Source organism: Nocardioides sp. Z40_12 (genome assembly GCF_058215795.1).
On record NZ_JBZAJA010000002.1, the window covers coordinates 89,771 to 110,692 of the forward strand.

A 20,922-nucleotide genomic window follows, 5' to 3' on the forward strand; every position below is an offset into this window, starting at 1 on the left:
TCAGCCCTCCCGGCCCGCGTCCGGGCGGAAGGCCCGGCGTACCGCCGCGACCAGGGCGTCGTCGTCCTCGGGGGCGACGGCGACCAGGTCGAGGAGGAGCGATCCCCGCTCCACGCGGCCGACGACCGGCAGCTCAGGATCGGTCCGCAGCGGCTCGGTCAGGGTCGCGGGGAGGGCGATCCCGGCGCTGGGCAGCGGGACCCCGGGCGCGCCGCCGCCGCCCACGGCCGCCACCGTGTCGACGACCCGGGCCTCGACGTGGTCGCCGAGGAGCCCGCGGATCCGCTCCGCCCGGGTCCGCAGCGCCTCGGGCGTGGCTTCCAGCGCCCGGGCGACCGGGGTCGGCGGGCCGACGAGGCTGGCCTCCAGGGCCGCCAGGGTGAGCTTGTCGACGCGCAGCGCCCGGGCGAAGGGATGGCGCCGCAGCGCCTCCACCAGGTCGGCCCGCCCCAGCAGCAGGCCGCACTGGGGCCCGCCGAGCAGCTTGTCGCCGGAGGCGGTGACCAGGCCGGCGCCCGCGGCCAGGGCGGCCGAGGCACTCGGCTCCGCGGGGAGGCGCGGGTGGGGGGCCAACAGCCCGGAGCCGATGTCGGCGACGACGTCGACCGGGCCGTGCGGCCCGGTCAGCCCCGCCAGCTCGCGCACGTCGACGGTGGAGGTGAAGCCGGAGACCACGAAGTTGGACGGGTGCACCTTGAGCACGAAGGCGGTCCGCTCGCCCACGGCGGCCCGGTAGTCCTCGAGCCGCACCCGGTTGGTGGTCCCGACCTCCCGGAGTCTGGCCCCCACCGACTCGAGCAGCTCGGGGAGCCGGAAGCCGTCGCCGATCTCGACCAGCTCGCCCCGGGCGATCACCACCTCGGGGCGGGGACCGTGCCCGGCCTCGGTCAGCGCGCAGGCGACCAGGGCCAGCGCGGCGGCGCCGTTGTTGACCACGTGGACGCCCCCGGCGTCGGGGACGGCGGCGGCCAGGGCGGCCATCGCCGACCGGCCTCGTCGTCCGCGGCGCCCGGTGGCGAGGTCGAGCTCGACGTCGGTGGCACCGGCCGCGACCTCGAGCGCCTCGACGGCGGCGGCCGAGAGCGGGGCGCGGCCGAGGTTGGTGTGCACCACCACACCGGTCGCGTTGACGACCCGGCGCAGGGCGGTGGCACCGGCGGGGAGCGCCGCGATCGCCTCGGCGAGCACCTGGTCGGGCGCGATCTCCCCGGCCCGGCACCGCTGCTGGGCCGCGACCACGGCCGCCTTCACGAGCCGGTCACCGAGCCGGGAGACGGCGGCGCGCAGGACCGGGTCGGCCAGCAGGGTGTCGGTGCGTGGCACCGAGCGACGCGGGTCCGGCACCTTGGTCCTCCCGAGCTCGGCCGCAGGTCGTCAGGGTGACGTGGCGGAGGCGGACGGGAATCGAACCCGCCGGACCCAGGTACTGGGCCCCTACGGTTTTGAGGACCGCGCCCGTCACCAGACGAGAAACGCCTCCCTGCGACGTCGGCACCCACTCTAGGGGGGTGCGGTCCGGACCGTCGCCCCATAGGCTCCTGGCCATGACGAGCGCCCCGGCGGTCCGGCTGACCCAGTTCGCCTCCGGGGGCGGCTGCGCCTGCAAGGTGCCGCCCGGGGAGCTGGAGCGGGTGCTGGCCGGCCTGCCTGGCGGGCGGGCCGCCGACGGGGGGACGGGGGCCCCGGGCGACCTCCTCGTCGGGCTGGAGAACGGCGACGACGGCGCCGCGGTACGCCTCGCCGGCGGGCAGGCGCTGATCGCCACCGCCGACTTCTTCACCCCGGTGGTCGACGACCCGTACGACTGGGGCCGGATCGCCGCCGCCAACGCCCTCTCCGACGTCTACGCGATGGGCGGCGAGCCGGTCCTTGCCGTCAACCTGCTGGCCTGGCCCCGCGACAGGGTGCCCTTCGAGCTCGCCCGCGAGGTGCTGCGCGGCGGGGCCGACATCTGCCTCGAGGCCGGCTGCCACCTGGCGGGCGGCCACAGCATCGACGACCCGGAGCCGAAGTACGGGCTGGCCGTCAGTGGGATCGGGCGCGCGGACCGGCTGCTGCGCAACGACGCCGCGGTGGCGGGGACGCCGATCACGCTGACCAAGCCGCTCGGGCTGGGCGTGCTCAACAACCGGCACAAGGCGACGGGGGAGCGGTTCGAGGAGGCGATCGCCACGATGACCGCCCTCAACCGCGACGCCTCACGGGCGGCGCTGGACGCCGGGATCACCGCCGCCACCGACGTCACCGGCTTCGGCCTGCTGGGCCACCTCTACAAGATGGCGCGGGCCAGCGGGGTGACCGCGGTCGTGGAGAGCGCCGCCGTGCCCTATCTCGACGGGGTGCGCGAGTCGTGCGCCGCCGGCTACGTGCCCGGCGGCAGCCGCCGCAACCTCGACTGGGTGCGACCCCACCTGGAGTCGGCGGTGGGGGAGGAGGAGATGGTGCTCCTCGCGGACGCCCAGACCTCGGGCGGCCTGCTGGTCGCCGGCGAGCTCCCGGGCCACCCGGTGATCGGCGAGTTCGTGCCCGCGGGCACGTCACCGGTGGTCATCCGTGCGTGATCGGCGCATAGTGGGTACAGCGCGGTCGGTGAGGAGGGCCACATCGTGAAGACGTTCCTTGACTGGCCGGTGCTGCGCCAGCTGCGCGGCAACGACGTCCTGGGTCGCGGCACCGCGGCGCGCTCCCAGCACACCGAGGAGATCGTCTCCCGCACCACGACCGCCGACAGCGTGGCCCGCAGCGTCTGCCCCTACTGCGCCGTGGGCTGCGGCCAGAAGGTCTTCGTCAAGGACGGGGAGGTCACCCAGATCGAGGGCGACCCCGACAGCCCCGTGTCGCGTGGCCGGCTCTGCCCCAAGGGCGCGGCCAGCAAGAACCTCGTCACCAGTGAGCTGCGGCAGACCAAGGTCCGCTACCGGCGCCCCCACGGCACCGAGTGGGAGGACCTCGAGCTCGAGACCGCGATGGAGATGATCGCCGACCGCGTCGTGAAGACGCGGCGCGACTTCTGGCAGGAGCAGGACGAGCAGGACCGCCGGGTCCGTCGCACGATGGGCATCGCGAGCCTCGGCGGCGCCACGCTCGACAACGAGGAGAACTACCTCATCAAGAAGCTGTTCACCGCGATGGGCGCCATCCAGATCGAGAACCAGGCCCGTATTTGACACTCCGCCACCGTCCCCGGTCTGGGGACCAGCTTCGGGCGCGGCGGCGCCACCGGGTTCCTCCAGGACCTCGCGAACTCCGACTGCATCATCATCCAGGGCTCCAACATGGCCGAGGCTCACCCGGTGGGCTTCCAGTGGGTGGTGGAGGCCAAGGCGCGCGGGGCCAAGGTGATCCACGTGGACCCGCGCTTCACGCGGACCAGCGCGCTCGCCGACACGTTCGTGCCGCTGCGGGTGGGCTCCGACATCGCTTTCCTGGGCGGCATCGTCAACTACGTGCTGAGCAACGAGCTGGACTTCCGTGACTACGTGGTGAACTACACCAACGCGGCCACGATCGTCAGCGAGCGGTTCCGCGACACCGAGGACCTCGACGGGCTCTTCTCCGGCTTCGACCCCGAGACGCGCACCTACGACACCGAGTCGTGGCAGTACGCCACTCAGGAGGGCGACGCCGCGGGCGACGACGCGCCGATGCAGCGCGAGACGGCCAGCGCCATGCAGCACGAGACCCACGGCATGCAGGTCCAGGGGCAGCCGCCCCGCGACGAGACGCTGCAGGACCCGAACTGCGTCTACCAGATCCTCAAGCGGCACTACGCGCGCTACACCCCCGAGATGGTCTCGCGCACCTGCGGCGTCAGCGAGGAGGCGTTCTTGGAGGTCTGCCGCGCCTGGACGGAGAACTCCGGGCGGGACCGGACGACGGCGCTGGTCTACAGCGTCGGCTGGACGCAGCACTCGGTGGGCGTGCAGTACATCCGCACCGGCGCGATCCTGCAGCTGCTGCTGGGCAACATGGGTCGTCCGGGCGGCGGGATCATGGCCCTGCGCGGCCACGCCAGCATCCAGGGCTCGACCGACATCCCGACCCTGTTCAACCTGCTCCCCGGCTACCTTCCGATGCCCAACGCCGAGGAGCACACCTCCCTGGAGAAGTGGCCCGACTCGGTCCGGCAGCCGGGGGCCAAGGGGTTCTGGTCGAAGGCCGACGCCTACGCGATCAACCTGCTCAAGGCCTACTGGGGCGAGGCGGCGACCCCGGAGAACGACTTCTGCTTCGACTACCTGCCCAGGATCTCCGGGGACCACGGCACGTACCGCACGGTGCTCGACATGATCGACGGGAAGGTCAAGGGCTACTTCCTGCTGGGCCAGAACCCGGCGGTCGGCTCCGCCCACGGCAAGGTCCAGCGGCTGGGGATGGCCAACCTCGACTGGCTGGTGGTGCGCGACCTGTTCGAGATCGAGAGCGCCACCTTCTGGCGGGACTCGCCCGAGGTCGCCACCGGCGAGATCGTGCCGGAGGAGTGCGCGACCGAGGTCTTCCTCATGCCGGCCGCCTCCCACGTGGAGAAGGAGGGCACCTTCACCCAGACCCAGCGGATGCTCCAGTGGCGGGAGAAGGCCGTGGAGCCGCCCGGCGACTGCCGCTCCGAGCTGTGGTTCTTCTACCACCTCGGCCGGATGGTCCGCGAGCGCCTGGCGGGCTCCACCGACGAGCGTGACCGCCCGGTCCTCGACCTCGCCTGGGACTACCCGACCCACGAGGAGGGCGAGGAGGGGTCGGTGTGGGGCGAGCCCAGTGCGGAGGCGGTGCTCAAGGAGGTCAACGGCTACGAGGTGGCGACCGGCCGCCCGCTCTCGACGTTCCTGGAGATGAAGGCCGACGGGTCGACCCTGGGCGGGTGCTGGATCTACACCGGCGTCTACAAGGACGGGGTCAACCAGGCGGCCCGGCGCAAGCCCGGCAGCGAGCAGTCCTGGGTCGCGCCGGAGTGGGGCTGGGCGTGGCCGGCGAACCGCCGCACCCTCTACAACCGCGCCTCGGCCGACCCCGAGGGGAGGCCGTGGAGCGAGCGCAAGGCCTACGTGTGGTGGGACGAGGACGCACAGGAGTGGACCGGCCACGACGTGCCCGACTTCGAGAAGGGCAAGCCGCCCTCCTACCGGCCCGGTCCCGAGGACGACGGCGTGGCGGGGATCTCCGGGGTCGACCCGTTCATCATGCAGGGCGACGGGAAGGGTGCGCTCTACGTGCCGACCGGGTTGCTCGACGGCCCGATGCCGACGCACTACGAGCCCGTGGAGTCGCCGTTCGCCAACCCGGTCTACGGCCAGCAGGCCAACCCGACGCGCAAGGAGTACGTCCGGTCCAGCAACCGGATGAACCCCAGCCCGCCCGAGGAGCACGCGCAGGTCTTCCCGTTCGTCTTCACCACCAGCCGGCTCACCGAGCACCACACGGCAGGCGGGATGAGCCGCTATGTCGCGCGGCTGGCCGAGCTGCAGCCGGAGATGTTCGTGGAGGTCTCGCCCGAGCTGGCCGCCGAGCGCGGGCTGGAGAACGGCGGGTGGGCCACGATCGTCACCGCCCGGGCGGCGATCGAGGCCCGGGTGATGGTGACCGACCGGCTCACCCCGCTGCGGGTGGAGGGACGGGTCGTCCACCAGGTGTGGCTGCCCTACCACTGGGGACAAGGTGGGATCGTCACCGGCGACTCCGCCAACGACCTCTTCGGGATCTCGCTGGACCCCAACGTGCTGATCCAGGAGACCAAGGTCGGCACCTGCGACGTGCGTGCGGGTCGGCGGCCCACCGGCCGCGACCTGACCGCCCTGGTCGCCGACTACCAGCGGCAAGCCGGTGTCGACCACGACCTGACCCGCCCCATCGTGACCACCGGGCCCGGCGCGTTCGCCGACGACTCCGGGGACGAGACACCCAGGCCCGACGGAGGCGACGACGTGAGCGGAGACGACCAGTGATCGGCGGCAGGAACAGTCTGTCCGGGCCGGTGAACCCCACGGCCAACGCCGGCTATCCGGGCGACCACCCGAAGCGGAAGGGGTTCTTCACCGACACCAGCATCTGCATCGGGTGCAAGGCCTGCGAGGTCGCCTGCAAGGAGTGGAACGACGTCCCGGCCGACCACTTCGACATGACGGCCACCTCCTACGACAACAGCCACTCCCTCAACGCCAACCAGTGGCGCCACGTCGCCTTCATCGAGCAGCCGAAGAGGCTGGGCTCGCAGGACCCGGGCCTGCGTCCGGCCGAGGTGGCCGACCTGGGGATGCCGACGGTCCGGCCCACCGACACCGCCGGCGCCGTCGCCGACCGGGTGGAGGCCGAGGAGGGGGAGAAGCCCGACTTCCGCTGGCTGATGTCCTCCGACGTCTGCAAGCACTGCACCCACGCCGCCTGCCTCGACGTCTGCCCGACCGGCTCGCTCTTCCGCAGCGAGTTCGGCACCGTGGTCGTGCAGGACGACATCTGCAACGGCTGCGGCTACTGCGTGCCGGCGTGCCCCTACGGGGTGATCGACCGCCGCAAGGGGCCCGACGGTGCCAAGAACGTCGGGATCGCCCAGAAGTGCACCCTGTGCTACGACCGGCTCGGAGCCGGCCAGACCCCGGCCTGCGCGCAGTCGTGTCCCACCCAGTCGATCCAGTTCGGCGACGTCGAGGAGCTGCGCGAGCGGGCGAGCGCCCGGGTGGCCCAGCTCCACGAGGCCGGGGTGATGGACGCCCGCCTCTACGGCAACGACCCGCACGACGGGGTCGGCGGGACGGGCTCGATCTTCCTCCTGCTCGACGAGCCCGAGGTCTACGGCTTCCCGCCGGACCCGGTGGTGACCACGGCGGACCTGCCGCACATGTTCCGGCGCGCCTCGGCGGCCGCCGGGGTGCTCCTGGTGGGCGCCGCCGCGGCCTTCCTGGGGAGGCGGCCGTGACCGGCGGACCGTCCGACCAGGGCGGGCGCGCCGAGCCGGGGCGGCACACCGTGACCGGTCCCGAGGGTGCCCGCCCCGACGACGAGCGGCAGACCACGGCGGTGATCGGGTCGGGCGGCGGGCGCCGTCCCCGGCGGCCGGGCGGGCGGCGCAAGCACGGCCCCGGCGTCGAGCAGGTGGTCCCGGACGCCGACTTCACCTCCTACTACGGCCGGCCGATCGTCAAGGCGGCCCCGTGGGAGGCCGACATCCCGGCCTACCTGTTCTCCGGCGGCCTGGCCGCCGGGTCGGCGCTCGTGGCGGCAGGTGCCGACCTCACCGGGCGCCCCCACCTGCGCCGGACTGCCCGGCTGGGTGCGCTCGGTGCGGTGGCCTTCTCCGGGGCTGCCCTCGTCCACGACCTGGGCAAGCCGTCGCGCTTCGTCAACATGCTCCGGGTGGCGAAGCTGACCTCGCCGATGTCGGTGGGCACCTGGATCCTCACCGGCTTCGCCCCCGGCGCCGGGATCGCCGGGATCGCCGAGCTGCTCGACCTGCTGCCGACGAGTCGACGCACCGGGGTGCTGGGTGTCGCCTCGCGGCTGGCCTCCTTCGCCGACCGGCCCGCCGGCCTCTGGGCGGCCCTCTTCGGCCCGCCACTGGCGGCCTACACCGCCGTGCTGCTCTCCGACACCGCGACCCCGACGTGGCACGACTCCTACCGCGAGCTGCCGTTCGTCTTCGTCGGCTCGGCGGCCGCCTCCTCGGCCGGGCTCGGGCTGGTCGGGGCGCCGCGGCGCGAGACCGGGCCGGTCCGCCGGCTGGCCGTGGGGGGCGCGCTGCTCGAGCTGGTCGCCGAGCACCGGATGGAGCAGTCCATGGGCCTCACCGCCGAGCCGCTGCACGAGGGCCGGGCCGGGCGGCTGATGCGGGCCTCCAAGGTGCTCACCGCGGCCGGCGCCGTCGGGGCGGCCCTGAGCGGGCGCAGCCGGCTGCTCGGCGTCCTGTCGGGCACCGCGTTGATGGCCGGCTCGGCCTGCACCCGGTTCGGCGTCTTCGAGGCGGGCATCGCCTCGGCCAACGACCCGAAGTACACGGTCGTCCCGCAGCGGGAGCGACTGGAACGCGAGGGACCCGTCCGTTTCGAGCAGTGAGGTGTCGCGATGTCCAGCACGCAGCCAGACCGCACCAGTCCCTCCGGATCCACCAACCGGTGGCTGCTGGTCGCCGCCGGCCTGCTGCTGCAGTTCTCCATCGGGGCGGTCTACGCGTGGAGCGTCTTCTCCAAGGCGCTCCAGGAGGCCGACGCCTTCGAGCTGAGCAAGGTCCAGGCGGCCATCCCCTTCGAGGTCACCATCGGGATGATCTTCGTCGGCACCTACGTCGGCGGACGCATCCAGGACCGGCGCGGGCCACGGATCGTGGCCATGGCCGGCGGGGTGATCTACGGCCTCGGCGTGCTGCTGGCGGGCTTCGCCCGGGACGCCGACAGCTTCTGGCTGGTGGTGCTGGGCTACGGCGTGATCAGCGGCTTCGGTCTCGGGGTCGCCTACATCGTCCCGATCGCGATGCTGCAGAAGTGGTTCCCCGACAAGCGTGGGCTGATCACCGGGCTCGCGGTGGGGGGCTTCGGCTTCGGCGCGGTGCTCACCTCGCCGGTGGCCAACTGGCTCATCGACCGCGACCCCGACGTGCCGACCAAGGCGTTCATCCCGCTGGGGATCGCCTACCTGGTGATGTCGGTGCTGGGCGCCTCGCTCTTCAAGAACCCTCCCGAGGGCTACACCGTCGGCGGCCAGCCGGCGACCGCGGCCACCGGCTCGGGGGCCCAGGTGCACGACTACACCCAGGGCGAGGCGCTGCGGACCCCGCAGTGGTACCTGCTGACCGCGATCCTCACCCTCAACGTGGCGGCCGGGATCTCGCTGATCTCCCAGGCGGCCGCCAGCGCCTCGGACATCGCCGGCTACTCCGCCGGCGCGGCCGCCACCGTGGTCGGCGTGCTGGCCGTCTTCAACGGGGCGGGCCGCGTCGTCTGGGCCGCCGCCTCCGACAAGCTCGGCCGGATGAGGTCCTTCGCGGCGATGCTGGGGCTCTCGGGGCTCTGCCTGATCGCCATCCCGCACGCGGAGAGCCCTGCCCTCTTCTTCGTCCTGGCCGCCGTGATCTACCTCTGCTACGGCGGCGCCTTCGGGACGATGCCGGCCACGGCGGGCGACTTCTTCGGCGTCCGCAACGCCGGGGCGATCTACGGCCTGATGCTGATCGGCTGGAGCATCGGCGGGGTCTTCGGGCCGTTGCTGGCCTCCGCCCTGATCGGCGACGACCTGTCCTACACCACCGCCTACACCACGATCGGGGTGGTGGCGCTGGCCGCGGTGGTGCTGACCCTGGTCACCAAGGTGCCCGAGGGACGCCCCACCGCGGCCGGCGACGCCGGGCAGGTCAGGCCGTGACGGCCTGCTGCGGCGCGGGGCGCCCGACCTCCGGGGAGCCGGCGTCGGCCGGCACCAGGTCGACCTCCTCCTCGCGCCAGGCGCGGCCCTCGCGGCTCGCGGAGTAGGCCGCCAGGTCGAGGATGCCCTCGCGCTTGGCGACCAGCGTCGGGACCAGGGCCTGGCCGGCCACGTTGGTGGCGGTGCGGCCCATGTCGAGGATGGGGTCGATCGCCAGCAGCAGCCCCACGCCCTCCAGCGGCAGCCCGAGGGTGGACAGCGTCAGGGTCAGCATCACGGTCGCCCCGGTGACGCCGGCGGTGGCCGCGGAGCCGATCACCGAGACGAAGGCGATCAGCAGGTAGTCGGTCAGCGCGAGGTCGACGCCGAAGAACTGGGCGACGAAGATCGCGGCGATCGCGGGATAGATCGAGGCGCAGCCGTCCATCTTGGTGGTCGCGCCCAGCGGCACCGCGAAGGAGCTGTAGGCGCGCGGGACCCCGAGGTTGCGCTCGGTGACCGCCTGGGTCACCGGCATGGTGCCCACCGAGGAGCGCGAGACGAAGCCCAGCGAGATGGCCGGCCAGGCACCGGAGAAGAACTGGCGCACCGAGAGCCCGTTGGCCCGCAGCAGCACCGGGTAGACGACGAAGAGCACCAGGGCCAGGCCCAGGTAGATCGCGGCGGTGAAGGTGCCCAGCGAGCCCAGGGCGTCCCAGCCGTAGGTGGCCACGGCCCGGCCCAGCAGGCCGACGGTCGCGACCGGGGCGAGCAGGATGACCCACCACAGCACCTTCTGGACGACCGCGAGGGCGGAGCGGACGAAGCCGAGGAAGGGGTCGGCGGCGGGGCCGACCTTGAGGGCCGCGATGCCGACGGCGATCGCCGTCACCAGGATCTGCAGCACGTTGAATGAGAGGCTGACGCTGCCGTCGTCCCCGGCGCTGGCCTGGAGCCCGAGGAGGTTGGCGGGCACCAGGCCGTTGAGGAAGTCCAGCCACGAGCCGGTGCTGGAGGGCTCAGCGGCCGCGGCGGCGGAGACCGAGGTGTTGCGTCCGGGCTCGAGCAGCAGGCCCAGGGCGATGCCGATGCCGACCGCGAGCAGGGCGGTCGCGGCGAACCACGCCAGCGTCTTCCAGGCCAGCCTGGCGGCGCCGGTGACGTCGCGCAGGTTGGCGATGGAGGCCACGATGGCCAGGAAGACCAGGGCGGGGACGATGGCGCGGAGCAGGGTGACGAAGATGCCGCCCACCTGGGTCAGCGTCTCGGTCAGCCAGTTGGGGTCGGCGACGCCGGCGGCGTCGACGGAGTCCGGACCCATCGACCGGGCGGCGAGGCCGAGCACGACGCCGAGGACCAGGCCGATCAGGACCTGGGTGCCGAAGGAGGGCAGCCAGCGGCGCCGCGGTCGCTCCTGCCGGTCGGGGGCCGCGGTGGCGGCGGTGGAGTGGGTGCTCATCGAGATGACCTTTCGTGGGACGGCGGCGCGAGGCGTCGCGCCGACCGGGGGAGCGAGCGGGGCGGCTGGGACGCGCCCCCGCGCTCGCGGGGTGGGCGTCGAGAGGTCAGCGACAGCGGGTGCCCTGGGCGCGGACGAGGTCGATGAACAGGCGCCGCGTCAGCAGCTCTCCCTCGACGTTCGTCCTGGTGCGCACGCAGGTGACAACCCGCCCGTGGCCGGCTCCATTCCCCGTCGTGCATCGCCCCGGGGACTCCGGGGTACTCGCGTGGCGACGACGGGAGGATCGATGCGACCACGGATGCCGGGCGGACCGGCGGAGCTGACCCTGGTCAGGCACGGGCACAGTGTCGGCAACCTCGCCGACCAGCAGGCGCGCGAGGCCGGGGCGGAGGTGCTCGACCTGGAGATGCGCGACGCCGACGTCGAGCTCTCCGACGACGGGTCGGCGCAGGCACGGGCCCTGGGCGACTGGCTGCGCGACCAGGCCTCCGACGGGCTGCCCACCGTCGCGATCAGCTCGCCCTACCGGCGGGCCGCCGAGACGGCACGGCTGACCCTGGACGGCACGGACATCGAGCTGGTCCTGGACGAGCGGCTGCGCGAGCGCGACCTGGGTCTCTTCGACGGGATGACCGGCAAGGGCATCCGGGCCAGGCACCCGGAGGAGACGGTGCGGCGCGACAGGCTGGGCAAGTTCTACTACCAGCCGCCCAGCGGGGAGAGCTGGGCGGACGTGGCGCTGCGGGTGCGCAGCCTCCTCCACGACCTGCGCGAGGGGTACGACGGCGCGCGCGTGTGGCTCTTCACCCACCAGGCGGTGATCATGACCTTCCGCTACGTGCTGGAGGGGATCTCCGAGCAGGACCTGCTCGAGATCGACCGCCGGGTGCAGATCCCGAACGCCTCGATGACCCGCTACCGCCGCGACGGCGACCTGCTGGAGCTGGTCGGCTTCGCCGACACCCGTGCCCTCGATGCCGCGCCCGGGGCCGACGTCACCCATGAGCCCTCGCAGGCGGGGCGCGGCGATGGGCGGGCCTGAGCCGCGGCTCCTCGCACCGGCGTTCCTGCGCGACCACCCGCTCCCCGCCCCCGGGGACGACAAGCACGCCCGGGGCCAGGTCCTGGTGGTCGGCGGGAGCGCGGCCACCCCCGGCGCCGTGCTGCTGGCCGGGGAGGCCGCGCTGCGGGCCGGGGCGGGCAAGCTCCAGATCGGCACCGTCGCGAGTACTGCGGCGGCGCTGGCGGTCGCGGTGCCGGAGGGCGCCGTGCGGCCCCTGGCGGAGCTCGACGGCGAGATCTCAGCCGTCGCGGCCGCCGCGATCGCCGACCTGGCCGGGGGCTGCGACGCGGTGCTGCTGGGCACCGGGGCATGTGAGGTGGAGGCTGCCGCCTCCCTGCTCGCCTCGCTGGTGCCAAGGCTGCGGGGGCCGGTCGTGCTCGACGCGCTGGGGTCCGCCTTCCTGACCCGCACGCCCGAGGGGCTCCACCACCTCCAGCGGCGGGCGGTGCTCACGGTGAACCCCACGGAGCTGGCCCGCACCGTCGGCGGCGACGAGGAGGAGGTCGCCGCCGACCCGGTCCCGGCCGCGTGCCAGGTCGCCCGGGACTCCCAGGTGGTGGTGCTCTGCGGCGGCACCGACAAGCACGTGGTCACCCCCGACCTCGAGGTGTGGGTGGTCCCGGGGGGCGGCCCGGGGCTGGGTGTCTCCGGTTCCGGCGACGTCCAGGCGGGCCTCGTCTGCGGGCTCCTGGCCCGGGGCGCCGAGCCGTGGCTGGCGGCCCTGTGGGGGGCACACCTGCACGCCAGGGCGGGCGAACGCCTCGCGCAGGCCCAGGGAGCCGTAGGCTTCCTGGCGCGAGAGCTGCCGCGGGAGGTGCCGGCGCTCCTGGAGGAGCTGGCCTGAGCGGCCGGAGGGGGCAGGATGGACGAGCCGGACGCCACGGTCGACTGGCCTCTGGTGTGGAGCCAGGTGGCCACGACGCTCGGCGGCCATCTGGGCGCGGGGCGCGGCCACCTGGTCACCCGGGACACGGTCCGGCTGGCCACCGTGCTGGCCCTCCAGGCAGTCGGGGTCGCGCCCTCCAGGATGGCGCTCGACCTGCCCGTCGCCGGCGCCGACGGATGGAGCGGCCCGATCGCCGACCTCCTGGTCGACGGTCCCGGCGGCACGGTGGTCGACCTGAGGCTCCCCTGGGACGCCGAGGGGCAGGACAGCCACGCGATGGGGGTGCTGGTGCGCGACCTCCTCCGGATCGGGGCGGTGCCGGCCCGCCGCAGGTGGGTCGTGCAGGTGCTGGCCAGCGAGCGGATGCGTCACCTGGAGAGCGTGGCCACCCGTCGGGGCCTCGTCTGGCCCGGGCGGGCCGGGGTGCGCTCCCTGCTGGACCGCGCCGCCCTGGACGACCTGCCCCCGGGCGCCGCCAGGGTCCTGGCCGACGGGCGCTGGCAGCTGCCGCTGGTGGTGGCCTGTGCGGGAGCCTGGCCCGTCGTCCACGGGCTCGCCCTCTACGTCTTCGACGTCTCGACGTCCCTGGCCGCCGAGATGCGGTCCACGACCGGTCGCCCCCGGCCCGAGCCGGGCGCGGCGCCGACGCCGGGACCCGCCCACCCCGTGCGGGCGCCCCAGCAGCCGCTGGCGGCGCCGCCGGGGCCCGCCCGCGTCGTGCGGGTGCCCGAGCAGCCGCTGGCGCCGCCGCCGGTGGCCGCCGCGCCGTCCCCGCAGGGCACTGCCAGGGCGGAGGTGCTGGCGGCGGTGCGGTCACTGGTGGAGCGCACCGGTCGCGACCTCGTGCACGTCGACGACGTCCTCGCCGAGGTGCGGCGGCGCGGCAGCCGGTTCGCCGACGCCACCGTCGTCACCATGCTGACCCGGCACATGTGCGTGGAGGTGCAGGGGCGCGGCGTGGCCTCCTACGACGACGTGGAGCAGGCGGGGCCGGACCGGTACCGGTTGCGACCGGGCCGCTGAGCGAGCGGTCCGAGGAGACCGCTACGGCCGCGGCTCAGACGTAGCGGCGGTCGTCGGGCTCGTCGGGGTTCTCGGTGCCGTCGTCCACCCGCCCCCCGCGCAGCCGCTCCAGGGCGGCCATCAGGTGGTAGAGCACGACGGCCGCCACGGTGCCGAGGGCGATGCCGGTGAAGGTCATCTCACCCGCGTTGAGGGTGAGGTCCCCGATGCCGATGATCAGCGCGGCAGCGGCCGGGTACTGGTTGACCGCCCGGCCGAAGTCGACCTGGTTGTCGATCCAGATCTTGACGCCGATCAGGCCGATCAGCCCGTACAGCGCCACGGTCACGCCGCCGAGCACCCCGTCGGGGATGGTCTTGAGCAGCTGCCCGAACTTCGGCGAGAGGCTGAGCGCGATGGCCGCGATGCCGGCCACCCAGTAGGCGGCGGTCGAGAAGATCCGGGTCGCGGTCATCACCCCGATGTTCTCGCCGTACGTCGTCGTCGCGGAGCCGCCGCCGGCACCTGCCAGGGCGGTGGCGAGGCCGTCGGCCAGCAGGGCGTTCCCGGTCCGGTCGTTGATGCTGTCGTCCCCGACCAGGTGGGCGACGCTCTTGACGTGGCCGACGTTCTCGGCGACCAGCACCAGCACCACCGGCAGGAACATCGGCACCACCGACCAGGTCACGTCGGGGGTGGTCAGCTCGGGCAGGCCGAACAGCTTGGCCTCGCGGACCAGGGTGAAGTCGATCTGGCCGGTCGCGGCGGCCGCGGCGTACCCGACCACCACGCCGATCAGGATCGAGAGGCGGGCGACCATGCCGCGGAAGAGCACCGCGACGACCACGATCGTGGCCAGCGTCAGGGTGGCGATCCACGGGGCCTGCTGGAAGTTCCCGGTCGCGACTCCGCCCAGGTTGAAGCCGATGAGGGCGATGATGGCGCCCGTGACCACCGGCGGCATGAGGACGTCGATCCACCGGGTCCCGGTCAGGTTGACCACCACGCCGACGGCGGCCAGGAGCAGGCCGGTGGCCATCACGCCGAAGAGCGCGGCGCCCATGCCTCCCTCGGTCATCGAGGCCTGGATCGGCGCGATGAACGCGAACGAGGAGCCCAGGTAGCTCGGCACCCGGTTGCGCGTCAGCAGGAGGAAGAGCAGCGTGCCGATCCCCGAGAAGAGCAGGGTGGTGCTGGGCGGGAAGCCGGTGAGCAGCGGGACCAGGAAGGTGGCCCCGAACATCGCCACCACGTGCTGGGCGCCGAATCCGATGGTCCGCGGCCACGTGAGCCGCTCGCCGGGCCGGACGATGGCGTCCGGTGCGACGGTGCGACCGTCGCCGTGCAGGGTCCAAGCCATGGTGTCTCCTGGGGTTCTCGTGCTGGTGCCGGACCGGACGGCCGCCCCCACGACCGAGCGGGACTCTACCGAGGCTAGGCCCTGCCGAGGTGGTCGGGACCGCACGGGGTTGGCTCAGGGCGGCGGGGCCGAGACGACTCCCCGGACCGCGCGCTCCAGGACGACCCGGCCCAGCGGGTCCGCCACCCTGCGCGGCTCCAGGAGCAGGGCGGACGGGAGCTCGACGAGGCAGTAGCCGACGGTGGTCCGGGCGGAGCGGTCCGTCCGCTCCCAGAGCCGCTCGGCGAGCTCGCGGACCAGCGCGTCGAGGTCGCGCCGCAGCGTGGTGAGCTCCTCGACCTGCTCGGGGGAGAGGCTCCCGTCGAGCAGGTCACCGGGGCGCACGGAGAGCAGGAGGCGGGTGCCGTCCTGGTCGTGCGTGGCGTAGTCGGCCGGCGCGCAGGCCGCCGCGACGACCGCCTCGACCGCCGTGCCCCCCTCGGCGACCACCTTCGCGACCGCCGCTCGCTGATGGAGCAGGAAACGGCGTCCCTCCCGGGCCCAGGTGCTGGCGAGCAGGCCGTCGCGTGAGCCGAACGCGTGGTAGATCGCGCCGTTGCTCACCCCCGAGGCGGCGCTCAGCCTGCGGATGCTGACGGCGTCCCGGCCCTTGCGGGTCCACAGCGCGCGGGCATGGTCGAGCAGGGTGTCCAGGTCGTGCTCGCGCCGGCGCCCCATCGCCGCCGCCCGCCTAGGCCTGCGGGCGGGCGAGCACCTCGACGACGTGGGAGTACATCGTCGCCTTGATCGCCCCCAGCGTCGCGCGGTCCTTGCCGGCCCGGTCGCGGACCAGGTCGGCGGCGGCACCGGCGAGCGACTCCAGGTCGGTGGCCGCGTCCACCAGCCCGGTGCTCGCCGCCTCGGGGCCGCCGAAGCGGCGTCCGGTCAGCATCGAGGCCACCGCGGCCTGCGGGGTCACCTTGGCGGTGATCAGGGCGGACATCCCGGCGGTGAAGGGGATGTGGATGTCGACCTCGGGGAAGCAGAAGAAGCCGCGGTCGGCGCGCATCACCCGGTGGTCGTGGGCCATCGCCAGCATCGCGCCGCCCCCGAACGCATGGCCGTTGATCGCCGCCACCGTCGGCACCGGCAGGGTGAGGACCTGGGAGAAGAGCGCGTGGATGCTGTCCACGTAGCTGCCCAGCTGCTCGGGGTGGGCACCCAGCCACTCCAGGTCGAGACCGTTTGAGAAGAACTTGCCGGAGCCGATGGTGACCAGCGCGGCCGGCTCGGTGGACCGGGCGACCTCGTCGAGGAGGCCGGAGGTGGCGGCGAGCCACTCGGGGGAGAAGCGGTTCTCGTCGTCGCCGAGGTCGAGGGTCCAGACGGGGCCGTCGGTGGTCAGGGTGGGCATGTGCGATCTCCTCGGGTTCGTGGGGGCGAGGAGAAGATAGCAGAGCGAGTGCTCTGGAAAGAGGTGGTCCCGGACGGGGGTCAGTCTGCGCCGTGCCACCACATGGCGACCTCGAGGTCGACCCGCTCCGGGGTGCGGGTGGCCACCCCCTCGGCGCGCAGCAGCTCCCACGCCGCCCCGTCGTGGCACTCGGCGGGCCGTCCGTCGGCGCGCACCACCCGCCACCACGGGACGCCGCCGCCGTGCAGCGCCATCACCCGTCCCACCAGCCGTGGACCGCCCCGGCCCACGGCGTCGGCGAGCGCCCCGTAGGTGACGACCCGCCCCGGCGGCACCTGCTCGACCAGGCTGAGCACCGCCTCGACGTACTCCTCGTCCAGCACCCGCCGGGTCATCGTGCGGGCCTCCTGGCCAGCAGCACCAGCACCTCGTAGTGCGAGGTGTGCGGGAACATGTCGAGCAGCTGGGCCCGCACCGGGACCAGCGAGGGCATCGCCGCCAGGTCGCGCGCCAACGACTCCGCGTGACAGCTGGAGTAGACGACGTGCGGCACCGTCGAGCTCTCCAGCCAGCCGGCGAGGGCCGGTCCGATGCCACGCCGGGGCGGGTTGAGGACCACCAGGTCGGGGGAGTGGTCGGCGGCGAGCACGTGGGCGGTGGCGTCGCCGGCCTCGAAGGTGACCTCGCCCAGGCCGGCGTCCCGGCTCGTACGCCGGGCGCTGGCCACCGCCTCGGCGCTGACCTCGACACCGAGCACCCGCCGTCCGGGGCCGGCGAGGTGGAGGGCGAAGCCGCCGACGCCGCAGTACAGGTCCCAGATCTCCACCGGCGCCGGGACGATCTCGGCGACCCAGTCGGTCGCCTGGCGGTAGAGCGCCGTGGCCACCTCGGTGTTGGTCTGGAAGAAGCTCTGCGGCCTCAGGTGGAGCGTCAGGTGGCCGACCCGCATGCCCAGGGTCTCCCCGTGCAGCACGAGCTCGCGCTCGCCCTCGAGCACGGCCTTGTGCGCGGGCTGCAGGTTGACCGAGACGACGCGCACGCCGGGCAGCGCCGCGAGCAGCGCCGGGAGGTGCTTGCGGATGCGGGCCACCGGCTCCTGCGAGCGCAGCACGAACCGCACCATCAGCTCGCCGTCGGGGGACTCGGTGACCAGCAGGTGCTTGAGCTCCCCGCGCCGCCGGGCCACGTCGTAGGGCTCGATCGCGGCGAGGGTGACGAAGTCGGCCAGCGCCGGAAGCGCCGCCTGCAGCCCGGGGGTGTGCAGCGGACAGTCGCGCAGGTCGACGCCGCGCCGGTCCTCGTCCAGGATGCCCAGGGTGGGGGCCGTGACGCTGCCCGCCACCACCATCTTCGCCTTGTTGCGGAACCCGGCCTCCCGGCCCGCCACCGGGGGCAGCCACGCGATCGGTTCGCCCGCGCCGAAGGGGTCCAGCAGTTCGCGCAGGTGCCTGGCCTTGGCCGCCAGCTGGTCGGGCCGGGACACCTCCAGCCAGGAGCAGGAGCGACACCGGCGGGCGTCGTAGTGGGCACAGTCCATGACGTCGGCGAATCTACCTCGCCGGGCCTCTCGGCTAAGATGTGCGGCGCAGAGGGTTCTGCGCGTTCTTGGAGGTGGGTACGGCGCGCGTCGTCAGCGCCTACCCGAAAGTCTCCACCCCCTTGTCTCCGCTCGCTTCCTACCGGCGGCTCCTCGAGCTGGCCGGTCCGGCCTACGTGGCCGTCGCCTTCCTCGGCCGGCTGCCGCTCTCCATGAGCCAGCTCGGCACCCTGCTCCTGGTCTCCTCCGCCACCGACAGCTATGCCGCCGGTGGGCTCGCCGCCGGCGTCCTGGCCGTGGCCAACGCCGTCGGGGCCCCGCTCGCGGGTGCCCTGTCCGACCGGTTCGGCCAGCGCCCGGTGGTGCTGGGCCAGTCCCTGGCCGGTGCCGGGGCGCTGGCCGCCCTGGTCCTGGCCGGCGAGCAGGGGGCCGGCGGCACCACGCTGATCGCCGCGGCCGGACTGGCCGGGCTGCTGATCCCGCAGGTCGGTCCGCTATCCCGGGCGCGCTGGCGGCCGATGATCGGGTCGAGTGACCCGCACCGGGAGCGGCTGCTCAACACCGCGTTCTCCTACGACGGCTCCGCGGACGAGGCCTCCTTCGTGCTCGGCCCGGCGCTGGTCGGGCTCCTGGTCGCCGTCGCCTCGCCCACCGCCGCGATGGCGACCGGGGCGGTCGGACTGCTCGTCTTCGGCACCGCCTTCGCCCTGCACCCGACGGCCCGGCCCCGTCCGGCCGTCGAGACGGTGACGCTGCAGGAGTCGGCGCCCGGGGCCGGTCGACCGACCGGGGAGGGGACGGACGCCGCGGAGGTCGTCCGACCGGCCCGCGTGCTCACCCCGGTCTTCGTCGCCCTGCTGGTGGCCCTGCTCTGCGTGGGGGCGCTGTTCGGGGCGACCCAGACCGGGTCCACGGTGCTGGCCGACGCCTCCGGCCGCTCCGGCCTGGTCGGCCTGGTCCACGCCGCGCTCGGCATCGGCAGCGTGATCGCCGGGCTCGGCACGGCGCTGCTCCCCGCCTCCTTCGCCCAGGAACGGCGGATGGTGCTCTGCGCGGTGTTCCTGCTGGTCGGCGCGGTCCCGCTGCTCGCCGTCGGCTCGCTGGGCACGCTGACCCTGGTGGTCCTGGCGCTCGGCTTCGGCGTCGCGCCCTTCATGATCAGCGCGTTCACCCTGGGCGAGCGCACCCTGCCGCCTGGACGGTTCTCCCTGGGCCTGAGCCTGCTGGGTAGTGCCGTCAACGTCGGGTACGCCGTGGGCGCGGGCGTCGCGGGGCGGCTCGCCGACCACGTGGGCCCGGAACGGGGCCACACGGCGGCCTTCGCGGTGACGGTCTCCGCGATGGCGGTCGCGGTGCTGATCTCGCTCGGCCTGCTCCGGCGGCTCCGGCGGCTGGAGGGGCCAGGCGGTGGTGGAGCCGGGGGCGGCGGGGCGCCCGCCGCCTCAGCCCCGGAGCCGGCCCATCCACTCCTCGACGTCGTGTGAGCTGCGCGGGAGCGCCGCGGAGAGGTTGCGGCTGCCCTCGGCGGTGACCAGGATGTCGTCCTCGATCCGGATGCCGATGCCGCGCAGCTCCTCGGGGACCAGCAGGTCGTCGTCCTGGAAGTACAGGCCGGGCTCCACCGTCAGCACCATCCCCTCGGCGAGCTCGGCCTTGGTGTAGGCCTCCGGGGCGGCCCGCCCGCAGTCGTGCACGTCCATGCCGAGCATGTGCGAGGTGCCGTGCAGGGTCCAGCGGGCGTAGACCTTGGACGACGGGTCGAGGGCCTCCTCCGCGCTGACCGGCAGCAGGCCGAGGTCGGCCAGCCCGTGGGCGAGCACCTCCATCGCGGCCTCGTGCGCGGCCAGGAACGCGGCGCCGGGGCGGACGGCCTCGATGCCGCGCTGCTGGGCGGCGAGCACCAGCTCGTAGAGGTCGCGCTGCAGGTCGGTGAAGGTGCCCGAAACCGGGAGGGTCCTGGTGACGTCCGCGGTGTAGAGGTTGCGGTTCTCCACGCCCATGTCCAGCAGGACCAGCTCGCCGGGGACGATCGGGCCGGTGTTGTCGATCCAGTGCAGCGTCGTGGCGTGGGAGCCGCCCCCGACGATCGAGTCGTAGCCGATGTCGTTGCCCATCGCCCGGGCCCGGCGGAAGAAGGTGCCCTCGATCCAGCGCTCGCCGTGCTCGAGCACCCGGTCCCACTCGCGCACCGAGTCCTCGAAGCCCAAGGTGGTGATGTCGCAGGCCTCCTGGAGCTGGGCGACCTCCCACTCCTCCTTGACCAGGCGCATCTCGGAGACGACGCGGGCCAGGTCGGCGTCGGTGGTCGCGTCGCCCGGCACCAGCGCGTCGACCTCGGCGCTGATCCCCCGGTGGACCCGGGTCTTGGGGCCCCGCGCGAGGGCGTCGGGGAGCTCGTCGGCGTGGCGCACCTCGAGGTCCAGGGAGTCCGCCATCTCGCCCAGCGAGGGGCGGCGGCCGGCCCACAGGGCGCCGTACTGCCGGTCGCGGAAGAACTCGTCGGTCTCCCGCGAGGAGCGGGGCCGGGCGTAGAGCACGGCCTCGCCGTCGTGGACGACCAGGACGGCATCGGTGGTCTGGTTCCCGGAGAAGTAGGTGTGGGCGGTGTCGGGCCGGAAGCGGTAGTCGGTGTCGTTGGAGCGCACCTTGAAGGTGCCGGCCGGCAGCACCAGCCGCTCGCCCGGGAACGCCTCCGCGAGCCGGGCGCGCCGAGTCGCCGCGAGCGGGGCCACGGGGTGCCGGTCGACCCGCTGCTCGTGGTCGGCCCACCCGGTGCGCATGAAGGCGGCGTAGGCGTCGGGCACGGCCGGGTCGTGGGACTGGGTGCCCGGCGCCGCCTCGGGGTCGGTGCGTGGGGGAGTGGTCGACTCGCTGCTCGGCTGCTCGCTCACGACGATC

General features: G+C 73.9%; 17 protein-coding genes, 1 tRNA gene and 1 pseudogene. 10 read left to right on the top strand and 9 right to left on the bottom strand.

The window, feature by feature from the left end; all coding sequences use genetic code 11:
* Together selA and AC4BG9_RS03620 are read right to left on the bottom strand one after the other, a co-directional pair.
* Nucleotides 1–1,344, bottom strand: a complete 1,344-nt coding sequence (gene selA / locus AC4BG9_RS03615; RefSeq protein WP_490569716.1) for an L-seryl-tRNA(Sec) selenium transferase — start codon at nucleotides 1,342–1,344, stop codon at nucleotides 1–3.
* Between the two features lie 41 nt (nucleotides 1,345–1,385).
* Nucleotides 1,386–1,480 (bottom strand) — tRNA-Sec (locus AC4BG9_RS03620).
* 64 nt (nucleotides 1,481–1,544) lie between these two features.
* Between AC4BG9_RS03620 and selD the strand changes: the two genes are divergently transcribed.
* The 6 genes and pseudogenes from selD to AC4BG9_RS03650 all read left to right on the top strand — a co-directional run bounded on the left by selD (nucleotide 1,545) and on the right by AC4BG9_RS03650 (nucleotide 9,342).
* Nucleotides 1,545–2,561: a selenide, water dikinase SelD gene (gene selD, locus AC4BG9_RS03625; protein WP_490569717.1), complete on the top strand. Its 1,017-nt coding sequence runs from the start codon at nucleotides 1,545–1,547 to the stop codon at nucleotides 2,559–2,561.
* Between the two features lie 45 nt (nucleotides 2,562–2,606).
* On the top strand, nucleotides 2,607–3,167 hold the full coding sequence (locus tag AC4BG9_RS03630; protein WP_490569718.1) for a hypothetical protein: 561 nt from the start codon (nucleotides 2,607–2,609) through the stop codon (nucleotides 3,165–3,167).
* 12 nt (nucleotides 3,168–3,179) lie between these two features.
* A pseudogene (fdh, locus tag AC4BG9_RS03635) lies at nucleotides 3,180–5,939 on the top strand (formate dehydrogenase); the annotation flags it as partial.
* A 29-nt stretch (nucleotides 5,940–5,968) separates the two neighbouring features.
* Nucleotides 5,969–6,907: a 4Fe-4S dicluster domain-containing protein gene (locus AC4BG9_RS03640; protein ID WP_490569719.1), complete on the top strand. Its 939-nt coding sequence runs from the start codon at nucleotides 5,969–5,971 to the stop codon at nucleotides 6,905–6,907.
* On the top strand, nucleotides 6,904–8,040 hold the full coding sequence (gene nrfD, locus AC4BG9_RS03645) for an NrfD/PsrC family molybdoenzyme membrane anchor subunit (RefSeq protein WP_490569720.1): 1,137 nt from the start codon (nucleotides 6,904–6,906) through the stop codon (nucleotides 8,038–8,040). The genes AC4BG9_RS03640 and nrfD overlap by 4 nt, the downstream gene beginning before the upstream one ends.
* Nucleotides 8,041–8,049: 9 nt before the next feature.
* Nucleotides 8,050–9,342, top strand: coding sequence for an L-lactate MFS transporter (locus AC4BG9_RS03650; RefSeq protein WP_490569721.1), 1,293 nt, complete (start codon nucleotides 8,050–8,052; stop codon nucleotides 9,340–9,342).
* Here the strand turns inward: AC4BG9_RS03650 and AC4BG9_RS03655 are convergent.
* Nucleotides 9,332–10,780: a dicarboxylate/amino acid:cation symporter gene (locus AC4BG9_RS03655; protein WP_490569722.1), complete on the bottom strand. Its 1,449-nt coding sequence runs from the start codon at nucleotides 10,778–10,780 to the stop codon at nucleotides 9,332–9,334. The genes AC4BG9_RS03650 and AC4BG9_RS03655 overlap by 11 nt on opposite strands.
* Nucleotides 10,781–11,081: 301 nt before the next feature.
* Here AC4BG9_RS03655 and AC4BG9_RS03660 point away from each other — a divergent pair, with 301 nt between their 5' ends.
* From AC4BG9_RS03660 to AC4BG9_RS03670, 3 genes are read left to right on the top strand one after another with little or no spacing between them, the layout of a single operon-like run.
* Nucleotides 11,082–11,825: a histidine phosphatase family protein gene (locus AC4BG9_RS03660; RefSeq protein ID WP_490569723.1), complete on the top strand. Its 744-nt coding sequence runs from the start codon at nucleotides 11,082–11,084 to the stop codon at nucleotides 11,823–11,825.
* Nucleotides 11,785–12,690 carry an NAD(P)H-hydrate dehydratase gene (locus AC4BG9_RS03665; protein WP_490569724.1) on the top strand — a complete coding sequence of 302 codons (906 nt, stop codon included), beginning with the start codon at nucleotides 11,785–11,787 and terminating at the stop codon, nucleotides 12,688–12,690. Before AC4BG9_RS03660 ends, AC4BG9_RS03665 begins: the two co-directional genes overlap by 41 nt.
* A gap of 18 nt (nucleotides 12,691–12,708) precedes the next feature.
* The gene (locus AC4BG9_RS03670; RefSeq protein ID WP_490569725.1) at nucleotides 12,709–13,755 is read left to right on the top strand and encodes a hypothetical protein; all 1,047 of its coding nucleotides are present in this window, start codon (nucleotides 12,709–12,711) and stop codon (nucleotides 13,753–13,755) included.
* 34 nt (nucleotides 13,756–13,789) lie between these two features.
* Here the strand turns inward: AC4BG9_RS03670 and AC4BG9_RS03675 are convergent, their stop codons facing one another.
* The 5 genes from AC4BG9_RS03675 to rlmC form a co-directional block, all read right to left on the bottom strand.
* On the bottom strand, nucleotides 13,790–15,094 hold the full coding sequence (locus AC4BG9_RS03675; RefSeq protein WP_490569726.1) for a uracil-xanthine permease family protein: 1,305 nt from the start codon (nucleotides 15,092–15,094) through the stop codon (nucleotides 13,790–13,792).
* A gap of 114 nt (nucleotides 15,095–15,208) precedes the next feature.
* A complete protein-coding gene (locus AC4BG9_RS03680; protein WP_490569727.1) occupies nucleotides 15,209–15,811 on the bottom strand; it encodes a TetR family transcriptional regulator in 603 nt (200 codons plus the stop codon).
* A gap of 13 nt (nucleotides 15,812–15,824) precedes the next feature.
* Nucleotides 15,825–16,487 carry an enoyl-CoA hydratase-related protein gene (locus AC4BG9_RS03685; protein ID WP_490569728.1) on the bottom strand — a complete coding sequence of 221 codons (663 nt, stop codon included), beginning with the start codon at nucleotides 16,485–16,487 and terminating at the stop codon, nucleotides 15,825–15,827.
* 80 nt (nucleotides 16,488–16,567) lie between these two features.
* Entirely contained in the window at nucleotides 16,568–16,882 is a 315-nt protein-coding gene (locus AC4BG9_RS03690; RefSeq protein ID WP_490569729.1) for an MGMT family protein, read from the bottom strand.
* Nucleotides 16,879–18,024: a 23S rRNA (uracil(747)-C(5))-methyltransferase RlmC gene (rlmC, locus tag AC4BG9_RS03695; RefSeq protein WP_490569730.1), complete on the bottom strand. Its 1,146-nt coding sequence runs from the start codon at nucleotides 18,022–18,024 to the stop codon at nucleotides 16,879–16,881. The genes AC4BG9_RS03690 and rlmC overlap by 4 nt, the downstream gene beginning before the upstream one ends.
* A 122-nt stretch (nucleotides 18,025–18,146) precedes the next feature.
* Here rlmC and AC4BG9_RS03700 point away from each other — a divergent pair, with 122 nt between their 5' ends.
* On the top strand, nucleotides 18,147–19,508 hold the full coding sequence (locus tag AC4BG9_RS03700; RefSeq protein ID WP_490569731.1) for an MFS transporter: 1,362 nt from the start codon (nucleotides 18,147–18,149) through the stop codon (nucleotides 19,506–19,508).
* Here AC4BG9_RS03700 and AC4BG9_RS03705 read toward each other — a convergent pair.
* Nucleotides 19,467–20,915 (bottom strand): aminopeptidase P family protein, encoded by a 1,449-nt coding sequence (locus AC4BG9_RS03705; protein WP_490569732.1) that lies wholly within the window; start codon nucleotides 20,913–20,915, stop codon nucleotides 19,467–19,469. The two genes, AC4BG9_RS03700 and AC4BG9_RS03705, sit on opposite strands and share 42 nt — an antisense overlap.
* Nucleotides 20,916–20,922: the final 7 nt, after the last annotated feature.

Coding starts and splice junctions, on each gene's coding strand:
- AC4BG9_RS03660 (WP_490569723.1), top strand. CDS start 11,082: ATGCCGGGCGGACCGGCGGAGCTGACCCTGGTCAGGCACGGGCACAGT.
- rlmC (WP_490569730.1), bottom strand. CDS start 18,024: ATGGACTGTGCCCACTACGACGCCCGCCGGTGTCGCTCCTGCTCCTGG.
- AC4BG9_RS03670 (WP_490569725.1), top strand. CDS start 12,709: ATGGACGAGCCGGACGCCACGGTCGACTGGCCTCTGGTGTGGAGCCAG.
- AC4BG9_RS03675 (WP_490569726.1), bottom strand. CDS start 15,094: ATGGCTTGGACCCTGCACGGCGACGGTCGCACCGTCGCACCGGACGCC.
- AC4BG9_RS03655 (WP_490569722.1), bottom strand. CDS start 10,780: ATGAGCACCCACTCCACCGCCGCCACCGCGGCCCCCGACCGGCAGGAG.
- AC4BG9_RS03680 (WP_490569727.1), bottom strand. CDS start 15,811: ATGGGGCGCCGGCGCGAGCACGACCTGGACACCCTGCTCGACCATGCC.
- selD (WP_490569717.1), top strand. CDS start 1,545: ATGACGAGCGCCCCGGCGGTCCGGCTGACCCAGTTCGCCTCCGGGGGC.
- AC4BG9_RS03685 (WP_490569728.1), bottom strand. CDS start 16,487: ATGCCCACCCTGACCACCGACGGCCCCGTCTGGACCCTCGACCTCGGC.
- AC4BG9_RS03665 (WP_490569724.1), top strand. CDS start 11,785: ATGAGCCCTCGCAGGCGGGGCGCGGCGATGGGCGGGCCTGAGCCGCGG.
- AC4BG9_RS03650 (WP_490569721.1), top strand. CDS start 8,050: ATGTCCAGCACGCAGCCAGACCGCACCAGTCCCTCCGGATCCACCAAC.
- AC4BG9_RS03690 (WP_490569729.1), bottom strand. CDS start 16,882: ATGACCCGGCGGGTGCTGGACGAGGAGTACGTCGAGGCGGTGCTCAGC.